Below are 16,510 nucleotides of genomic sequence, written 5' to 3'. Positions count from 1 at the left end.
TTGGTGGGCTGGGTGGATCTCGTAGTTGTCCGGGCAGGACGCCCGTATGGTGCGGCGACACGAGCTCACGGACGCGCAGTGGCGGAAGATCGAACCTCTCCTGCCCGGTAACGGCAAGCCGGGCGGGCAGTGGGCGGATCACCGCAAGGTGATCAACGGGGTGTTGTTCCGGGCCCGGACCGGGGTGCCCTGGCCTGACCTGCCAGAACGGTACGGCCCCTGGCAGACCGTCTATGAGCGTCATCGTCGCTGGTCGGCCGACGGCACCTGGAAGGCTGTCCTGCGCGAGTTACAGATCGAGGCGGACGCCGCAGACCCGGACGGGGCGCTTGCCCGCAAGGCGGACCGGCGGGAATGGGCCGTGAACATCGACTCGACGTCCTGCCGGGCGCATCAGCACGCGGCCGGGGCGCCTCGCAAGCCCCCGGCCGACTACCCGCAAAAGGGGGCGGGACCCGTGAGGAAGCGGATGGGCGCGAGGCGTTGGGGCGCTCACGGGGCGGGCTGACCAGCAAGGTTCATCTGCTGTCCGACGACCGGGCCCGCCCGCTGCACTGGCTGACCTCGCCCGGTCAGCGAGGTGACAGCCCGATGTTCGCCCCGGTGCTGGACGGCTTGCGCATCCGGCGCCGCGGCACGGGCCGACCACGCAGCCGACCGGACCGGGTGCGCGGCGACAAGGCGTACTCCAGCCGGGACAACCGCGCCTACCTGCGGCGGCGCGGGATCAAGGCCACCATCGCTCAGCCCGATGACCAGCGGGCCCACCGCAAGCACCGGGGACAGGCCGGTGGCCGGCCCCCGGCCTTCGACAAAGCCCAGTACCGCCGTCGCAACGCGGTCGAGCGGTGCGTGAACAAGTGGAAGCAGTTCCGCGCGGTGGCCACCCGCTACGACAAACGCGACTACATCTTCAACGGCACCCTGACCGTCACCGCCATCGTCATCTGGCTCCGCGACACCGTCCAAGAGCCACCAGAAGCCCCCTAGCACCGCACGCGCAGGCGCCGGACGCCGCGATGTGGCTGCGTACGGCCGTCATCGAGGACCCCGCCCAGTTGCTGCGGATGGACTTCGCCGCCCTGGGCGACGGCGACCACACCAGCTTCGATGACGCGCTCGGCGGAGCGCCGCACACGGGCGCACCGCTCGCCCTCGTGTGCACCAACGGCAAACGCGACCGCTGCTGCGCCCTGCTGGGCCGCCCGCTCGCCGCCGAGCTCGCCGCCTCCGGAACCCCTGGGGCCTGGGAGGTCACCCATCTCGGCGGCCACCGCTTCTCGCCCACGCTGCTGGTGCTGCCGTACGGATACGCGTACGGCAGGATCGGCGCGCACGCGGTCAAGGACGTCCTCGCGGCCGTGGCCGAGGGCCGGATCGTGACCGGCCAGTGCCGGGGCAGCTCCGCGTGGGAGCGCCCCGGCCAGGCCGCCGAACTCGCGGTGCGCACCTCGACGGGCGAGGACCGCGCGGGCGTGCTCACCGTCGCGGCCGTCGACGGAGTCGCTCCACGCTGGGAGGTGACGGTCACGCACGCCGACGGCCGCCACTGGCGCGTCACGGTGGCCCAGGGCGCGTCGCTGCCACCACGCCCCGAGAGCTGCGGCTCCGCGCTCGCGTCACCGGCCCGGATGGACGTCGTAGCCGTACGCGCCGACGAGGCCCGTCCGGGCAGCCCGCGCTAAGCAGCCCACGCTAAGCGGCCCCCGCGCCCGTCAGCGAGCGGACCTCCGTCTCCGCGTGCTTGGCCCGGTCCGCGGGCTCCGGCGAGGTGACCGTACCGAGCCAGCCGGCCAGGAAGCCGAGCGGGATGGAGACCAGACCAGGGTTCTGCAGCGGGAAGAGGTGGAAGTCGACGCCGGGGAAGATCGACTCCGGACTGCCTGAGACGACCGGCGAGAGCACGACCAGCAGTACCGCCGGGACCAGCCCTCCGTAGACCGACCACACGGCGCCGCGGGTAGTGAAGTTTCGCCAGAACAGCGAGTAGAGCAGCACCGGCAGATTGGACGAGGCGGCGACCGCGAAGGCGAGGCCCACCAGGAAGGCGACGTTCAGGTCGCGGGCGAGCAGCCCGAGGACGATGGCGACGACACCGATGCCGACCGCCGCGAGCCGGGCCACGGCTACCTCACTGTGCGGCTTGGCGTGCTTGCGTTTGAGCGAGGCGTACAGATCATGGGCCACGGACGCCGAGGAGGCGAGCGTGATGCCCGCGACGACGGCCAGGATCGTGGCGAAGGCGATCGCGGCGACGATCGCGAACAGAACCGTTCCTCCGGTGGAACCCGCACCGCCGCCCAGATCGAGCGAGAGCAGCGAAACCGCGGTGTTCCCTGAGGGGTTGGACTGACGCACCGCGTCGGAGCCCACGATCGCGGCCGCTCCGAAGCCGAGCACGATCGTCATCAGGTAGAAGCTGCCAATGAGCCCGATGGCCCAGACGACCGAACGCCGGGCCGCCCGCGCCGTGGGCACGGTGTAGAAGCGCGACAGGATGTGCGGCAGCCCCGCCGTGCCGAGCACCAGCGCGAGTCCGAGACTGATGAAGTCAAAGCGCGCGACCAGGTCACCGCCGTACCTCAGCCCGGGGGACAGGAAGTCCTTCCCGTGGCCGCTGCGGTCGGCGGCCGTGTTCAGCAGGTGGTTGAAGTCGCCGTGGAAGCGCACGAGGACGAGCACGGTCAGGGCGATCGCCCCGCCCATCAGCAGTACGGCCTTGACGATCTGAATCCAGGTGGTGGCGCGCATCCCTCCCATCGACACATAGATGACCATCAGCGCTCCGACCCCGACCATGGTCCAGGTCTGCGCCGCCCCGCTGGTACCTCCGAGAAGCAGCGCGACCAGGCTGCCCGCCCCCACCATCTGCGCCACCAGATAGAGAACGGACACGGTGACCGAGGAAGTTCCCGCGGCGATCCGGACCGGGCGCTCGCTCATCCGCGCGGCCACCACGTCGGCGAGGGTGAACCGGCCGCAGTTGCGTACCAGTTCGGCCACCAGGAAGAGCACGACCAGCCAGGCGACCAGGAAGCCCACCGAGTAGAGCAGCCCGTCGTAGCCGAAGAGGGCGATCAGCCCGGCGATGCCCAGGAAGGACGCCGCCGACATGTAGTCACCCGCGATGGCGAAACCGTTCTCCATGGGCGAGAACAGCCGGCCACCCGCGTAGAACTCCTCGGGGGAGCCGTGCCGATGACGGCTGACCCACGTGGTGATCCCCAGCGTGACGGCCACGAAGAAGCTGAACAGCACCAGCGCCAGGGTCTGGTGGTCACCGATCGGCGCCGTCAACGGTCCGCCCCCGTGGTCCCCATGGTCCCCGCAGTCCCCGCGGCCTGGTCCCGCACCCGCTTCCTGTCGAACACGACCCACCGCAGGTCGAGCGCCGCCTCGTCCCGGCGCAGCCGGGCGTGCCGGGCATACACCCAGGTCAGCAGGAAGGTGGTGACGAACTGTCCGAGTCCGGCAAGCAGCGCGACATTCACCGCGCCCGCGACCGGCCGTGCCATCAGACCCGGGGCGGCCGTCGCGGCGACGACGTAGGCGACGTACCAGCAGAGGAAGAGCGCGACGAGCGGGACGACGAACCTCCGATACCGCCTGCGTACCTCCTGGAAGGCCGCGCTGTGCTGAACCTCCAGATAGATGTCGGCGACGCTGACGGATCGATCCTGCGGCGCCGGGTGCGCGGGTGGCGGGGCTGGTACGAGCGCACCGGTGCTGTCCCGCTCGCCCCAGCCGGAGTCCAGCGCGTCGTACCAGGGATCACCGATGTCGCTGAGATCGCCGAGCTGGATCTGCCCGGCATCGCGACGGTCGTGCTTGTCCACCGAACTCTCCTTGTCCGCGGCCTGGTTCTGCCGCGCGCCCAAGGATGGGCAGACCGGGAAGATCCCGGACTCTTCAATCCGTGGTCTTCACTCCATCAGGTGACGTACCGGTCAGGTGTCTGCCAGGTGTCTGTCAGGTGCCTGTGGTCGCCTCAGGCGTCGATCCGCGAGCGGTCCAGCGTCGCCGCGGAGCTGGTGATGAACTCCTTGCGGGGGGCGACTTCGTTCCCCATCAGCAGGTCGAAGATCTGCTCGGACGACTCCAGGTCGCTGATGTTGATCCGGCGCAGGGTGCGATACCGCGGGTCCATCGTGGTCTCCGCCAGCTGGTCGGCGTCCATCTCACCGAGACCCTTGTAGCGCTGGATGGAGTCCTTGTAGCGGACGTTCTTACGCTGGAACTCCAGCAGGGTGCTGCGCAGTTCGTTGTCCGAGTACGTGTACACGTACTTGTCCTGGCCCTTCTTGGGCTGAACGATCTCGATCCGGTGCAGCGGCGGTACGGCGGCGAAGACCCGGCCCGCCTCCACCATCGGCCGCATATAGCGCTGGAAGAGCGTCAGCAGCAGGCACCGGATGTGCGCGCCATCGACGTCGGCGTCGACCAGCAGGATGATCTTTCCGTAGCGGGCGGCGTCGAGGTCGAAGGTGCGGCCCGAGCCCGCTCCTATGACCTGGATGATCGCGCCGCACTCGACGTTCTTCAGCATGTCCGACACGGACGACTTCTGGACGTTGAGGATCTTGCCCCGGATCGGCAGCAGGGCCTGGAACTCGGAGTTCCGGGCCAGCTTGGCGGTGCCGAGCGCGGAGTCTCCCTCAACGATGAACAGCTCGCTGCGGTCCACGTCGTCGCTGCGGCAGTCGGCCAGCTTGGCGGGCAGCGAGGAGGACTCGAGGGCGGTCTTCCGGCGCTGCGCGTCCTTGTGCTGGCGGGCCGCGATGCGCGTACGGGCGGCGGCGACGGCCTTCTCCATCACCGCGCGGGCCTGGGCCTTGGCGTCCCGCTTGGTGGAGGTCAGGAAGGCCTTGAGCTCCTTGGCGACCACACCGGCGACGATGCGGTTGGCCGCCGACGTGCCCAGGACCTCCTTGGTCTGCCCCTCGAACTGCGGCTCCGCGAGCCGCACCGTGACCACCGCGGTCAGCCCCTCCAGGGCGTCGTCCTTGACGATGTCGTCCTCGGCGACGCGCAGCAGCTTCTGGGTGCGCAGCGCCTCGTTCATCGTCTTGGTGAGCGAGCGCTCGAAGCCGGTGACGTGGGTGCCGCCCTTGGGGGTGGCGATGATGTTGACGAAGGATCTGACCGTGGTGTCGTACCCGGTGCCCCAGCGCAGGGCGATGTCGACGGTGAGCTCGCGGGTGACCTCGGTGGGGGTCATGTGGCCGAGCTCGTCCAGGACGGGGACGGTTTCCTTGAAGGTGCCCATCCCGGAGAGGCGCTGCACATCGCAGATCGGCTTGTCCTGGGCGAGGAACTCGCAGAACTCGCTGATGCCCCCGTCGAAGCGGAAGGTCTCCTCGCTCTTGCCGCCTCCGGCCTCGGAGCCATCACCGCCCGACCGCTCGTCGCGTACGACGATGGTCAGCCCGGGGACCAGGAACGCGGTCTGGCGGGCCCGCTGGTGCAAGGTCTCCAGGGAGAGCCTGGCGTCCTTGAGGAAGATCTGGCGGTCGGCCCAGTAACGCACCCTGGTGCCGGTGCGGGTCTTGGGCACCCGCTTGCCCTTGCGCAGCCCTCCGGCCGCGTCGAAGGGAGCGTCGGCGCCCTCGCCCGCGAACGCGCCGGGGACGCCGCGACGGAAGCTGATGGAGTGGGTGGCGCTGTTCCGGTCCACCTCGACGTCCAGGCGGGCCGAGAGGGCGTTGACCACGGAGGCGCCCACGCCGTGCAGACCGCCGGACGCGGCGTACGAACCGCCGCCGAACTTGCCGCCCGCGTGCAGCTTGGTCATGACGACCTCGATGCCGGACAGGCCCGTCTTGGGCTCGACGTCGACCGGGATGCCCCGGCCGTTGTCCCGGACCTCCACGGAGTTGTCGTCGTGCAGGATCACCTCGATGTGATCGCAGTAGCCGCCCAGGGCTTCATCGACGGAGTTGTCGATGATTTCCCAGAGGCAGTGCATCAGGCCACGGCTGTCCGTCGACCCGATGTACATACCCGGACGCTTACGGACCGCTTCGAGCCCCTCGAGGACGAGGAGGTGCCGCGCGGTGTAGTTGGAACCATCCCGGTCTGCTCCGGTCAGCAGCGCTGTGGACGGCACGGACGTCTCGGCGGTCACGCGTTTCGCTCCTCGCTGAATTTCCATTGTGGCCCTGTGAAGCGAGGGCCCGGCGTCGTTCGCCGATCAGAGGGTACCGAGGCCTGGTAGAGCCGTTGTCACGCCACCCACGTATGAGTTCAGCCTAGCTCAGACTCGTACGCGCGTTCGATCCCTCAAAGGGGTGATGCACATATCACGTTCCCAACCAGGCATGAACCATTTAGGCTCCGGGCACGTCCTCATGAACGACCAGCCGCACCTGGCTGGTGAGGACCGAGCAATACCGACCCCCGGACCCGACCAGCAACTCGACAGACCACGCGAAAACCGTAAGTGACCTGATACGGCACATTCGCCGCCAACCGGTAACAGACAACCCCTCGGGAAGAAGTTTCGAGGAAAAGCCACGAGCGGGAACGTTTTCGGCCTGGTTGGATGTTGACCCTGGTACGACAGCTCGTCGAGCTAGAGAAGAGGCGACGTGACTACTGTTCTGACCCCCGCGAGCCCGCTGACGGCCGCTGACCGCTGCGACCGCTGCGGCGCCCAGGCCTACCTGCGCGTCGTACTGACAAGCGGCGGCGAACTGCTCTTCTGCGCCCACCACGGTCGCAAGTTCGAGCCGGAACTCAAGAAGATCGCCGCTGAGATACAGGACGAGACGGAGCGGTTGACCGCCGTACCGGCAAACGAAGAGGAACGCTGACACTTCGCACGACGACGAGCCAGCGCCGACCCCGGGTCGGCAGACCGGGCGGCCCCCCTGCACCCACCAGGGACGGCCGCTCGTTCTCGTACCCGTCAGCCGTTACCGTCACCGTTACCCGTCAGCCCGCCTGAGGCTCCTGGGGAGCCTGGGCGGGACGACGGCCAGCCCACAACTCCGTCTCCCTCTCCACCCCCGTCCGGCGCGTGCCTGAGGAAGCTGGAGACACGCGTGTAGACACCTGGGCTGCCCGGCAGCCCACACCCCGCGCCCCACGACACGAGACCGACCAGTCGGCCCCGCGCGACCAGCGGGCCGCCACTGTCGCCCTGGCAGGCGTCCCGGCCACCCTCGGGTTCCCCGGCGCACAGCATGGCCCCCGCGCGGTAGGTCCCCGCCGGACCGCCCGGGTAGGCCTTCTCGCACGCCCCGTCTGGCAACACCGACACCCGCGCGGCACGCAGCGTGTCCGCGTAGTCACCGGCACCGGTCGTATCGCCCCAGCCGTACACGTCCGCCTCGGTCCCTGGCTCGTACGCCGCGTCACCGGGACGCGCCATCGGGAGGATGTGGGACGCGGGCACTTTCGCCGCCAGCCGCAGTACGGCCACATCGCCGACGCTCGTGTACGGGTCGTACGCGGGACTGATCCGCACACCGCGTACCGGCACCTCCAGCCCGTCCCTGGTCCGCAGGTCCTCCCGGCCCACGATCACTCGAAGATCACGCATGGCCCCCAAGGGCACCCCCAGCACCTCGCGGCGCAGACAGTGGGCGGCCGTGAGCACGGTCGAAGGCCCGACCACCACGCCGCCGCAGAACTGCCCGGAGCGCGTACCGCCGAACCGGTCACGACTGGACAGCGCGACCACCCACGGCGCCTCAGCCACGCGGACCGGAAAGCCACCCACGATCACTCCGTCAGCGACTGCGGCACCCGACCCCACCAGCGGCAGCACGGCAGCGCCTACCACCAGGGCAAGCCCCGCCCGCAATGACCCGACGACGCGACGGCGACGCATGCGATCTCCTCACTCTGGGTGGCACTGACGCACTCAGCGTTATCCAGTAGGCGGGATCGCGCACCCAGAGCCGGGCAGCGGGACCCGGACACGCCGAAGGGCCCGGAGTCCCTGTGGGAGACTCCAGGCCCTTCGGCGTACTGACCGGTTCTGTTGTCCTAGTCGAGGTAGTCGCGCAGAACCTGGGACCGCGACGGGTGACGCAGCTTCGACATGGTCTTCGACTCGATCTGGCGGATGCGCTCACGCGTCACGCCGTAGACCTTGCCGATCTCGTCGAGGGTCTTCGGCTGACCGTCGGTGAGACCGAAGCGCATCGAGACCACGCCCGCCTCGCGCTCGGACAGGGTGTCCAGCACCGAGTGCAGCTGCTCCTGCAGCAGCGTGAAGCTCACCGCGTCGGCCGGTACGACCGCCTCGGAGTCCTCGATGAGGTCACCGAACTCGCTGTCGCCGTCCTCACCCAGGGGGGTGTGCAGGGAGATCGGCTCGCGGCCGTACTTCTGGACCTCGATGACCTTCTCCGGGGTCATGTCGAGTTCCTTGGCCAGCTCCTCCGGGGTGGGCTCGCGGCCCAGGTCCTGGAGCATCTGGCGCTGGACGCGCGCCAGCTTGTTGATGACCTCGACCATGTGCACCGGGATACGGATGGTGCGGGCCTGGTCGGCCATCGCGCGGGTGATCGCCTGCCGAATCCACCAGGTGGCGTACGTGGAGAACTTGTAGCCCTTGGTGTAGTCGAACTTCTCGACGGCGCGGATCAGACCGAGGTTGCCCTCCTGGATCAGGTCCAGGAAGAGCATGCCGCGGCCCGTGTAGCGCTTGGCGAGCGAGACGACCAGGCGGAGGTTGGCCTCCAGGAGGTGGTTCTTCGCCCGGCGGCCGTCTTCGGCGATGATCTCCAGCTCGCGCTTGAGCTTCGGAGCCAGCTTGTCGGCGTTCGCCAGCTTGTCCTCGGCGAACAGGCCCGCCTCGATGCGCTTGGCGAGCTCGACCTCCTGCTCAGCGTTGAGCAGGGGGACCTTGCCGATCTGCTTGAGGTAGTCCTTGACCGGGTCGGCGGTGGCACCAGCGACGGCGACCTGCTGCGCGGGCGCGTCATCCTCGTCATCGTCGGAGATGACGAAGCCCTTGGCCTCGCCGCCCGTGGTCTCTTCCTCTTCCTCGCCTGCCTTCGCGGCGGGGGTCTCCTCGGCGGGCTCGTCGCCGAGAACCTCGTCCTTGCCCGCCTTCTTCGCCGTCGCCTTCTTGGCGGCGGTCTTCTTCGCGGCGGTCTTCTTGACTGCCGTCTTCTTGGCGGCGGCCTTCTTCGCGGGTGCGGCCACGGCGTCCTCGCTCGCGGCCGGGGCGGCGGACGCCTCGGCAGCCGCGCTGGCGGTGGCCTTCTTCGCCGTCGCGGTCTTGGCCGCGACGGTCTTGGTAGCGGTGCGCTTGGCGGGACTCTTCGCTGCGACGCTCTTGCGGGGGCGCTTCGGCGACTCCGCGGCACTGACCATCAGCGTCACACCCTCTTCCTCGAGGATCTGGTTGAGGCTGCGCAGAACGTTCTTCCACTGAGTGGCCGGAATCTGGTCAGCTTCGAAGGCCCGACGCACGTCATCGCCGGCGATCTGCCCCTCAGCCTTTCCCCGCTCGATGAGCGCCATCACAGACTCGGACTCGGCGATCTCCGGCGGGAGCGTACGGGATGTGCTGGCCGACACGAACAACCTCTCGGAACGATGGTAAACGGGTCCGGCCCCGTCCACTATGGAACCGGAGCCGACGACCGCCGACTGATGATGGGCCGACGGCACGGCGGGTGTCGGAGCTAGCACAGCGCCGAAAGCGGCCGCTGTATTCCCTCCTCGACTGTCACCTCTTAGGTCATCGCGCTACCCGGAAGAGCGTTACGCCCAATCTGCGTGGCCCGAGTCACACCCCGTAGCCACTGATAACCGACAGGAGCGGACATTCACCCACAAGTGGCGGCGTGTGGAGAACCGAGTCGCCGGGCCCAGGCTGGGCCCGGCGACTCGCCGCACGGGAAATTCGCGCCGCCGCACGGGGGCCGCACGTACCGCGGGGGGTCAGTGCTCGCGGGGCGCGGGAACCACGCGCTCCACATCCGGGTGGACGGTGAGCAGCTGGCGCATCGCGGCCTCGGCCCCCGCCCCGTCGTTCGCGGCGAGGCAGTCGACCAGCCGCGAGTGGTGGGCGAGCCCGGACTCGCTGGGACGGTCACAGCCGGTGGTCGGGCCGCCGGAGACGTGCAGCGCGGCCGAGACGATGCCGGACAGGTGCTCGAGCATGCGATTGCCGGCGACCTGGATCAGGAGCGAGTGGAACTCGGCGTCCGCACGCGCGAACGTGATCGCGTCCCCCTGGCCCAGCGCGTGGCCCATGATCTCGACCATGTCACCGAGGCGCTGCTGTACGTCGTCGCGGCCGTGCCCGGCGGCCAGGCGGGCGGCGAGCGGCTCGATGGTCCAGCGCAGCTCGCTCAGCTCGCGGCGCTGGTTGTCGCGCTGCGGCCCGAAGGCGCGCCACTCGATGATGTCCGGGTCCAGCAGATTCCAGTCGCTTACGGGACGTACCCGCGTACCGACGTTGGGGCGGGCGCTGACCAGCCCCTTGGCCTCCAGGACGCGGAGGGACTCGCGCACGACGGTGCGGGACACCTCGAAGCGCTGGCCGATCTCCTCGGGGACGAGCGGGCGGTCGGCGCCCAGGTCTCCGGAGACGATCATCTGACCGAGTTGCTGGACGAGTTGGCCGTGCAGCCCGCGGCCACGGCTGCCCGCCGTGCGTCGGCTGGCACGGCCTAGTTCCTGGTCGGGGCCGTCCCAGGCGGGGGCACCGACGCGGCCGGCGTTCGGGGCCTCGGCGTAGGGGTAGCGATCGAGTTCGCCCGGACCTGCGAGGCCGGTGTCAGCGGAGCGGGCGGCGGTCATCATGGTGTGCGCAAGGGTACTCACGGAACCTTTGTCGGCTCTGCCTTCAACCCCCTTGAGGTCTTTGGTGAAAAGCACACGAAAGGGTGATCGCTTACCCTGCCACAATTGACGCCTAATCGGACGTAAGTGGGCGCTCTCCGGGCGGTTGTTCGCAGTTACGGGTGAACGGCGGCACTGTATGCCTCAGCGGAGCCTGGTCCGCAGCGTGGTGAGCAGGTAGGCACACAGCAGTACGGTCAGACTCAGCAGTAGCGCGCCGCCCACGGGCTGGGCGATCACCCGCAGGGCTCCGGCGATGTACCGCTCGCTCCCGAACGGCCACTGGGACAGGGCGAGATCGCGGAGCCGGCCGGGGAGACCGGCGGCGCTGCGCGCTGACGGCCCTTCGAACGCCTTCTGTACCAGAGGTACGAGAACGACCGGTACGGCGAGCAGCGCGGCCAACCCCGCGGCCGTGGACCGGAAGACGCCCGCGGCCAGCAGCCCCGCCCAGGCGCAGCCGACCACGAGGGCGAGCCAACTGACGGTGAGCAGTGGCCAGTCGGCGGGAACCCGGCTCAGCTCCGACCCGTACACAAGGTGCAGTGCCCCACCGGCACAGACGACGGTGGCCAGCGCGATCAGCAGCCCGGTGGCCGCGGAGACGGCGAGTTTGGCCAGCAGGAGGCCGAGGCGGCGGGGCACGGCGGCGCGGTACACGGCCAGCGCGGGGTGGCGGAACTCGTCGCCGAAGGCGAGGGCGCCGAGCAGCCCGGCGCCCATGGCCGCTGGGGGCAGCGGGAGTTCGTGCGGCCAGGCGGCGAGGAGGCGGGGTTGGGGGGTGTGACCGGCTCGCGCGAGGGCCACGGCCATGAGCGTGGAGACGGTGAGCACGAGCAGCGTGACGAGCCAGCCGGTGCTGACTCCAGTGGCCCGGCGCACCTCGTAGCGCAGCGGGTTCAGCGGGGTGCGGGCGGGACGGACGGTGATCGGGGGCGGCAGCGGTGACAGCGGGGCCTGGCTGCCTCGTCCTCTCGCCTCGCGCCGTCTGGCTCCTTGGGCGGCGGCTTCGGGCTTCGGGGTGGCGGCCGCTGCCCGCTCGGAGGGCTCCGGCGGGGGCGGCGGGCCGCAGTCGCCGACTTCGTCTGCGAGTTGGTGGATCAGGACCCCGTGCCTGAAGGCGGTCTCGCCCACGTCCGCGCAGTGGCTGCCGTACACCGACAGCCGGTTGCCGTCCTCGCGGACGATCTCGACGGAGCGCTGGGTGACCCGGGCCTCCTTGGCGAGCAGGGCGCCGAGCCGTGCGGCGTACGGGGATCTCACCGCGACACGGGGGCGGAGCCGGGTGCGGGCGAACGCGTCCGCCTCCTGGTCGGCGACGACTTTGCCCTGGTCGAGTGTCACGACGCGGTCGGCGCCGCGGGCCGCCTCCCTGGGGTCGGCGGTACTGAAAAGGACGGTTCCGCCCTGGTCGGCGTGGGCCCGGAGAGCTCCGTGCAGCCAAGCGCTCTCGCGGGCACAGAGGCCGTCGGACGGCTTGTCGAGTACGAGGGTGTGCGGGTCGGCGAGTACGGCGCAGGCCAGGCCGAGGCGGCGGTCCATGCCGCGTGAGAGGGTGCCCAGGCGTTGGTCGCGGAGGCTGACGAGGCCGACGGACTCGAGCACGTCGTCGGCGCGGGAGAGGGGCACCCCGGTGGCCGCGCACAGCATCCGCAGGTGGCCGCGGACCGTACGCCCGGGATGTCCTGGCACGTCGCCGACCAGGACACCGACCTCGCGTGACGGGCGCGCGATGCGGTGCAGTGGGCGGCCTCTGAAGTAGGTGACGCCACGGCCCGCCTGGAGTTCGAGCATCAGTCTCAGCACGGTGGCCGTGCCGGAGTCCGCGGCTCCGAGCAGCGCCGTGACACGTCCGGGCGGCGCCTCGAAGGACACATCGTCAGCGGCGGGCGGCTGGTCCCGTCGGGCATTGCTGGTCAGTCCGATGGCCTGGATCATCGCTTCTCTCGCGGGAGGGGTGACCGCTCGGCGGCCGAGGGCCTGTCCGCCGAGTCAGGGGCGGACGAAGCCCTGGGTTACTCCAGCAAGATAACGCGATATTCGCGGCATTTCGGGCAGGTTGTAGGCCACGGGTGTGGCTCAACGGCGCCGCCCCGCCGGGGTGTCACCCAGGCCCTCAGACCTCCGGGCGCAGCATCGGCGGGTTGAGGAGGGTGGCCCCACCGGCCCGGAAAAGCTGCGCGGGTCGGCCACCCTGCCGGGTGGTGGTCCCTCCGGTGGGCACCAAAAAGCCCGGCGTGCCCGTCACCTTCCGGTGGAAGTTGCGCGGATCGAGGGCGACGGCCCACACCGCCTCGTACACCCGCCGGAGCTCTCCGACGGTGAACTCCGGCGGGCAGAAGGCCGTGGCCAGTGAGGAGTACTCGATCTTGGAGCGGGCGCGCTCCACTCCGTCCGCGAGGATCTGCGCGTGATCGAAGGCGAGCGCGCTGGCCTCCCCCTCGGGCCCCAGCAAGGTCTCCACCGGTGCCCAGCGCGCGCTGTTCGCGTCACCCCCGGCCCGCGGTGCGGGAAGGTCGGGGGCGAGCACCAGATGGGCCACGCTGACCACACGCATCCGCGGATCACGCTTGGGGTCTCCGTAGGTGGCGAGCTGCTCCAGATGCGCGCCGGTGCCCGGCGCGGGTGCCGGGGTGCCCGGGTCCTGGACGCAGAGCCCGGTCTCCTCGACCAGCTCCCGGGCCGCGGCCCCCGCCAGATCCTCGTCCGGCCGGACGAAGCCTCCGGGCAGCGCCCAACGCCCCTGGAACGGCGGCTCACCTCGACGAACCGCCAACGTACAGAGCGCGTGGCGGCGTACGGTCAGCACGACCAGATCGACAGTGACGGCAAAGGGCGGGAAGGCCGACGGGTCGTAGGGCGACATGCCGCGATCATAGTCGTCTTCCTGACGATAAACACTCCCTTCGCTCAGCACGTCACGCCCTGAAACCCTGCGCGTCCCCACCCAACTGGAGCCCGTCCACCGCCTCCTCGATCATGGCAAGGCCGAGCCTGCTGATGCGTACGGAGAACGGGCCACCCGCGACCGACAGGCCGGTGAAGCCGATCTCGCCCAGCGGGGCGCTGCTCACCGGGCACAGCGCCACCGCCTTGGCCGGGGCGTCGGGGCGGACTCCGGCCAGAGTCGTCAGGAGGTGCACGCCCGCCGCCGCGGCGGTCGCGGCGGGGCGGCAGGCAGCCGGGTGCGGCAGCGGGGCACCGTCCTCGGTCCGCTGCTCCCCCGCGTACATCTCGGGGAGCCGGTGCCCGAAGGCCTCGGCCGCGCTCAGCACACCCTTCAGCAGGGAGTTCGCCTCCTTCTCGTATCCCGCCGCGGCCAGGCCCGCGACGGCCACGGCCGTCTCATGGACCCGTACGGCGCCGCCCCGGTGGCCGAACGGGTTGTAGCCGGGCTCCCTGGCCCCCAAACTGCGCAGCCCCCAGCCCGAGTCCATGGTCGGCCCGCCCAGCAGACGGGCCAGCTGCCCGGTCTGGACTCGGTCGAGCAGACCGGGAGCCAGGCCGCCCCCAGCTAGGCCGGTGTCCAGCAGGTGCGCCGCGCCGCTGCCCAGGTACGACACTGGTCGGCCATCGGGCGTCCGGGCGGCGGCGGGCCTGCCACCCGCACGGTCCTCGATCCAGAAGTCCTCGCGGAACGCGGTGCGCAGCTCTGCCGCCCACTGCCGCCAGCCCGCCGCCCCCGCCCGGCCGTGCTCCTCAAGCAGCTCCGCGCCAAGCAGCGCGGCACGGTGGGCGTGCGCCTGGATCTCGCACCGGTGGGGTCCGCCCGGGTACGGGTCCGGCAGATAGACGCCGTCCCCGACCGCACCGCGCAGCCACCGCAGGCATCTCTCCGCGGTAGGCACCAACTCCTCCGTGTCCTGGTCCGACAGTCCCCAGCGCCTGGCCTCGGCGAGCAGCGCCGGAAAGAGCAGCGTCGCCTCGATTCCGGTGCACCCCGGCGGCAGGTGCGGACCCGCGTCCCGCAGCGGCCCTGGCAGCCGCCCGGCGCTCGGTCCGCTCTCCGTGACCTGCGTCCTGGCCAGCGTCCGCAGGGTGCCGACCGCCAGCCGGGTCCCGAGTGGGAGCGCCATCCGGGCGGCGGCCAGCGCCTCTGCCGGTGCGAGACCACACCGCCACGGCGCACCGGCCGCGATGTGTACGTCGGCCGGGTGCCGGGGGTCGCGCAGCAGCAGTGCGCGCAGGTCGCCCACACAGGTGTCGAGCAACCCCCGCACCCGAGGATCGTCGCCCGTGACCCGCGCCTCGGAGAACGGGCTCGTAGGGCCGCGTCCCACGGGTCGGCGGGGCGTCGAGCTGTCCTGACGCACCCGCAGTTCGACGCTGCGGCTGCCGCCGGGCGGCAGGTCGAGTTCCCAGCGCAGCAGCCCAGCCGACGCGAGGGCGTCGTCCGGTGGCGGCTCCGCTGTGACCACGGCCTGGCCGCCCGCGGCGGATGACCAGCGCATGCCCGAGCCGTGCACGCTCGCGGGCAGTTCCGCGCCCGGAGCCCCCGAGGCAACCACGCCGAGCTCCGCGAGGTCGGTAGCCAGGGACACCTCGACGGGCACTCTCAGCACGCGGTTCGCGGCGCTGCGCAGGGTGATCCGTTCGCTGCCCGCGGCGTCCCTGATGCGCTCGACGACCACCACAGGGTCCGGGCCGCCCTCACCGGACGGGCGCAGGGTCGCCACGAAGCGGGCTCGGTCCGCGGACAGCAGGCGCGCCTGCAAGGCCAGCGGTTCCCGCCCGGCCACCCTCAACTGGCATCGGGAGAGCAGTCGGCGGCCCGCACGGTAGAAGCCCTCAAGCCCCCGTCCGGTGAGCTGGCCGTGTTCGGGCGAAATCGTGAGGCCGGGCAGAGCGACGCAGATCAGCGCGGCGTGCACGGGTGGCAACTCCACCGCGCGGCGGACCGCGGGGACCGGCCCTCTCCCGGCCCCACCGCTCCTCGGAGCCCGCGGCTCCCAAGGAGCGGCACGGATCTCCTCGCCAAGGGCTCCAGAGCTGGCGGAGGGCCGGGAGAGACCATCGGAGCCCGAGGCGCTGGTGAAGCCAGGGGTGCGGGACGGCACGGACGGCGGCATGGGGCAGCTTCTTCTGCGCTCCCGCGCGCTGCGCCCCCAGCGGCGCGCCGCTCGGTCTCCGGCATTGTGCTGACGACGCGCGCGGCCAGGAGGGGAGCCCGTGGAGCGGCTCATCGAGGAACAGTGGTCGGATGGCGGGCGGCCGACTCCCACCACCGAGGTGAACGGAGCGCCCACCGCCCGAGTCACGGCCTTCCTCACGGCCACCCCGACCCGTTCCGGCCACCACGCGCTCCCACGCTGCCCGGACCGCGGCCGACGCACGCGCGAGGACGCCTCGGATGACCTCAGCTCGCCTCGCGCGCCGCCGTGCGGCCGAGCGGAGCCCGCAACCGCACGGCGCACGGCGGGCCCGGGGCTCACGCGGAGCGGATCGCGACGCGGACGGCCGGGAGCGGCACAGACGACGGCCCCGTGCTCCGCACCGCGGGGCGCCAGCCACGGCCACGGACGTGGGGTACCGATCTTGGCGGCCCTCTCCCCGACTCGCGTGCCGACCCCGCGGCCCTCCCCCGCACCGGCTTCGGCACCGGCAGGTACTCGGGGCTGGCGGGCCGAGGGTGCGGCGCGCCGCCCACCGGCACCCCGGGGCAGCGCACCGGCGCATGCCGCGCTGGCTGGTCACCTCCCGC

The 16,510-nt window shown here is 71.0% G+C and carries 12 protein-coding genes; 3 read left to right on the top strand and 9 right to left on the bottom strand.

The window, feature by feature from the left end:
• Positions 1–46: 46 nt before the first annotated feature.
• Together GCN81_RS06050 and GCN81_RS06045 are read left to right on the top strand one after the other, a co-directional pair.
• Positions 47–990, top strand: a protein-coding gene (locus GCN81_RS06050) for an IS5 family transposase (protein ID WP_407697943.1) whose coding sequence is annotated in 2 segments (ribosomal slippage) — positions 47–475 and positions 478–990 — 942 coding nt in all. Because the reading frame shifts where the segments join, the coding sequence is not laid out codon by codon here.
• A 29-nt stretch (positions 991–1,019) separates the two neighbouring features.
• Positions 1,020–1,685 carry a sucrase ferredoxin gene (locus tag GCN81_RS06045; protein ID WP_156722463.1) on the top strand — a complete coding sequence of 222 codons (666 nt, stop codon included), beginning with the start codon at positions 1,020–1,022 and terminating at the stop codon, positions 1,683–1,685.
• 10 nt (positions 1,686–1,695) lie between these two features.
• Here the strand turns inward: GCN81_RS06045 and GCN81_RS06040 are convergent, their stop codons facing one another.
• From GCN81_RS06040 to GCN81_RS06030, 3 genes are all read right to left on the bottom strand, one after another.
• The gene (locus GCN81_RS06040; RefSeq protein ID WP_156722462.1) at positions 1,696–3,297 is read right to left on the bottom strand and encodes a solute symporter family protein; all 1,602 of its coding nucleotides are present in this window, start codon (positions 3,295–3,297) and stop codon (positions 1,696–1,698) included.
• Positions 3,294–3,836, bottom strand: coding sequence for a DUF485 domain-containing protein (locus GCN81_RS06035; protein WP_156722460.1), 543 nt, complete (start codon positions 3,834–3,836; stop codon positions 3,294–3,296). The genes GCN81_RS06040 and GCN81_RS06035 overlap by 4 nt, the downstream gene beginning before the upstream one ends.
• 152 nt (positions 3,837–3,988) lie before the next feature.
• Positions 3,989–6,124 (bottom strand): DNA gyrase/topoisomerase IV subunit B, encoded by a 2,136-nt coding sequence (locus GCN81_RS06030; protein WP_156722458.1) that lies wholly within the window; start codon positions 6,122–6,124, stop codon positions 3,989–3,991.
• Between the two features lie 463 nt (positions 6,125–6,587).
• Between GCN81_RS06030 and GCN81_RS06025 the strand changes: the two genes are divergently transcribed.
• Positions 6,588–6,812 (top strand): DUF7455 domain-containing protein, encoded by a 225-nt coding sequence (locus tag GCN81_RS06025; protein ID WP_156722456.1) that lies wholly within the window; start codon positions 6,588–6,590, stop codon positions 6,810–6,812.
• Positions 6,813–6,907: 95 nt separating this feature from the next.
• Here GCN81_RS06025 and GCN81_RS06020 read toward each other — a convergent pair whose 3' ends face one another.
• The 6 genes from GCN81_RS06020 to GCN81_RS05995 all read right to left on the bottom strand — a co-directional run bounded on the left by GCN81_RS06020 (position 6,908) and on the right by GCN81_RS05995 (position 15,878).
• Positions 6,908–7,834, bottom strand: coding sequence for a S1 family peptidase (locus tag GCN81_RS06020; protein WP_156722454.1), 927 nt, complete (start codon positions 7,832–7,834; stop codon positions 6,908–6,910).
• Positions 7,835–7,992: 158 nt separating this feature from the next.
• Positions 7,993–9,537: an RNA polymerase sigma factor gene (locus tag GCN81_RS06015; RefSeq protein WP_156722453.1), complete on the bottom strand. Its 1,545-nt coding sequence runs from the start codon at positions 9,535–9,537 to the stop codon at positions 7,993–7,995.
• Between the two features lie 366 nt (positions 9,538–9,903).
• Positions 9,904–10,791, bottom strand: a complete 888-nt coding sequence (locus GCN81_RS06010; RefSeq protein WP_156722451.1) for a FadR/GntR family transcriptional regulator — start codon at positions 10,789–10,791, stop codon at positions 9,904–9,906.
• A 162-nt stretch (positions 10,792–10,953) separates the two neighbouring features.
• Positions 10,954–12,747 carry an ATP-binding cassette domain-containing protein gene (locus tag GCN81_RS06005; protein WP_156722449.1) on the bottom strand — a complete coding sequence of 598 codons (1,794 nt, stop codon included), beginning with the start codon at positions 12,745–12,747 and terminating at the stop codon, positions 10,954–10,956.
• A 178-nt stretch (positions 12,748–12,925) separates the two neighbouring features.
• Positions 12,926–13,675 (bottom strand): NUDIX hydrolase, encoded by a 750-nt coding sequence (locus GCN81_RS06000; protein WP_197287500.1) that lies wholly within the window; start codon positions 13,673–13,675, stop codon positions 12,926–12,928.
• Positions 13,676–13,727: 52 nt separating this feature from the next.
• Positions 13,728–15,878 (bottom strand): glycogen debranching N-terminal domain-containing protein, encoded by a 2,151-nt coding sequence (locus GCN81_RS05995; protein WP_156722446.1) that lies wholly within the window; start codon positions 15,876–15,878, stop codon positions 13,728–13,730.
• Positions 15,879–16,510 lie beyond the last annotated feature (632 nt).

This window comes from Streptomyces apocyni (genome assembly GCF_009739465.1).
Lineage (GTDB): Bacteria > Actinomycetota > Actinomycetes > Streptomycetales > Streptomycetaceae > Streptomyces > Streptomyces apocyni.
The sequence above is the reverse complement of the archived record's forward strand: the minus strand, read 5'-3'. Positions and strand labels throughout refer to the sequence as shown.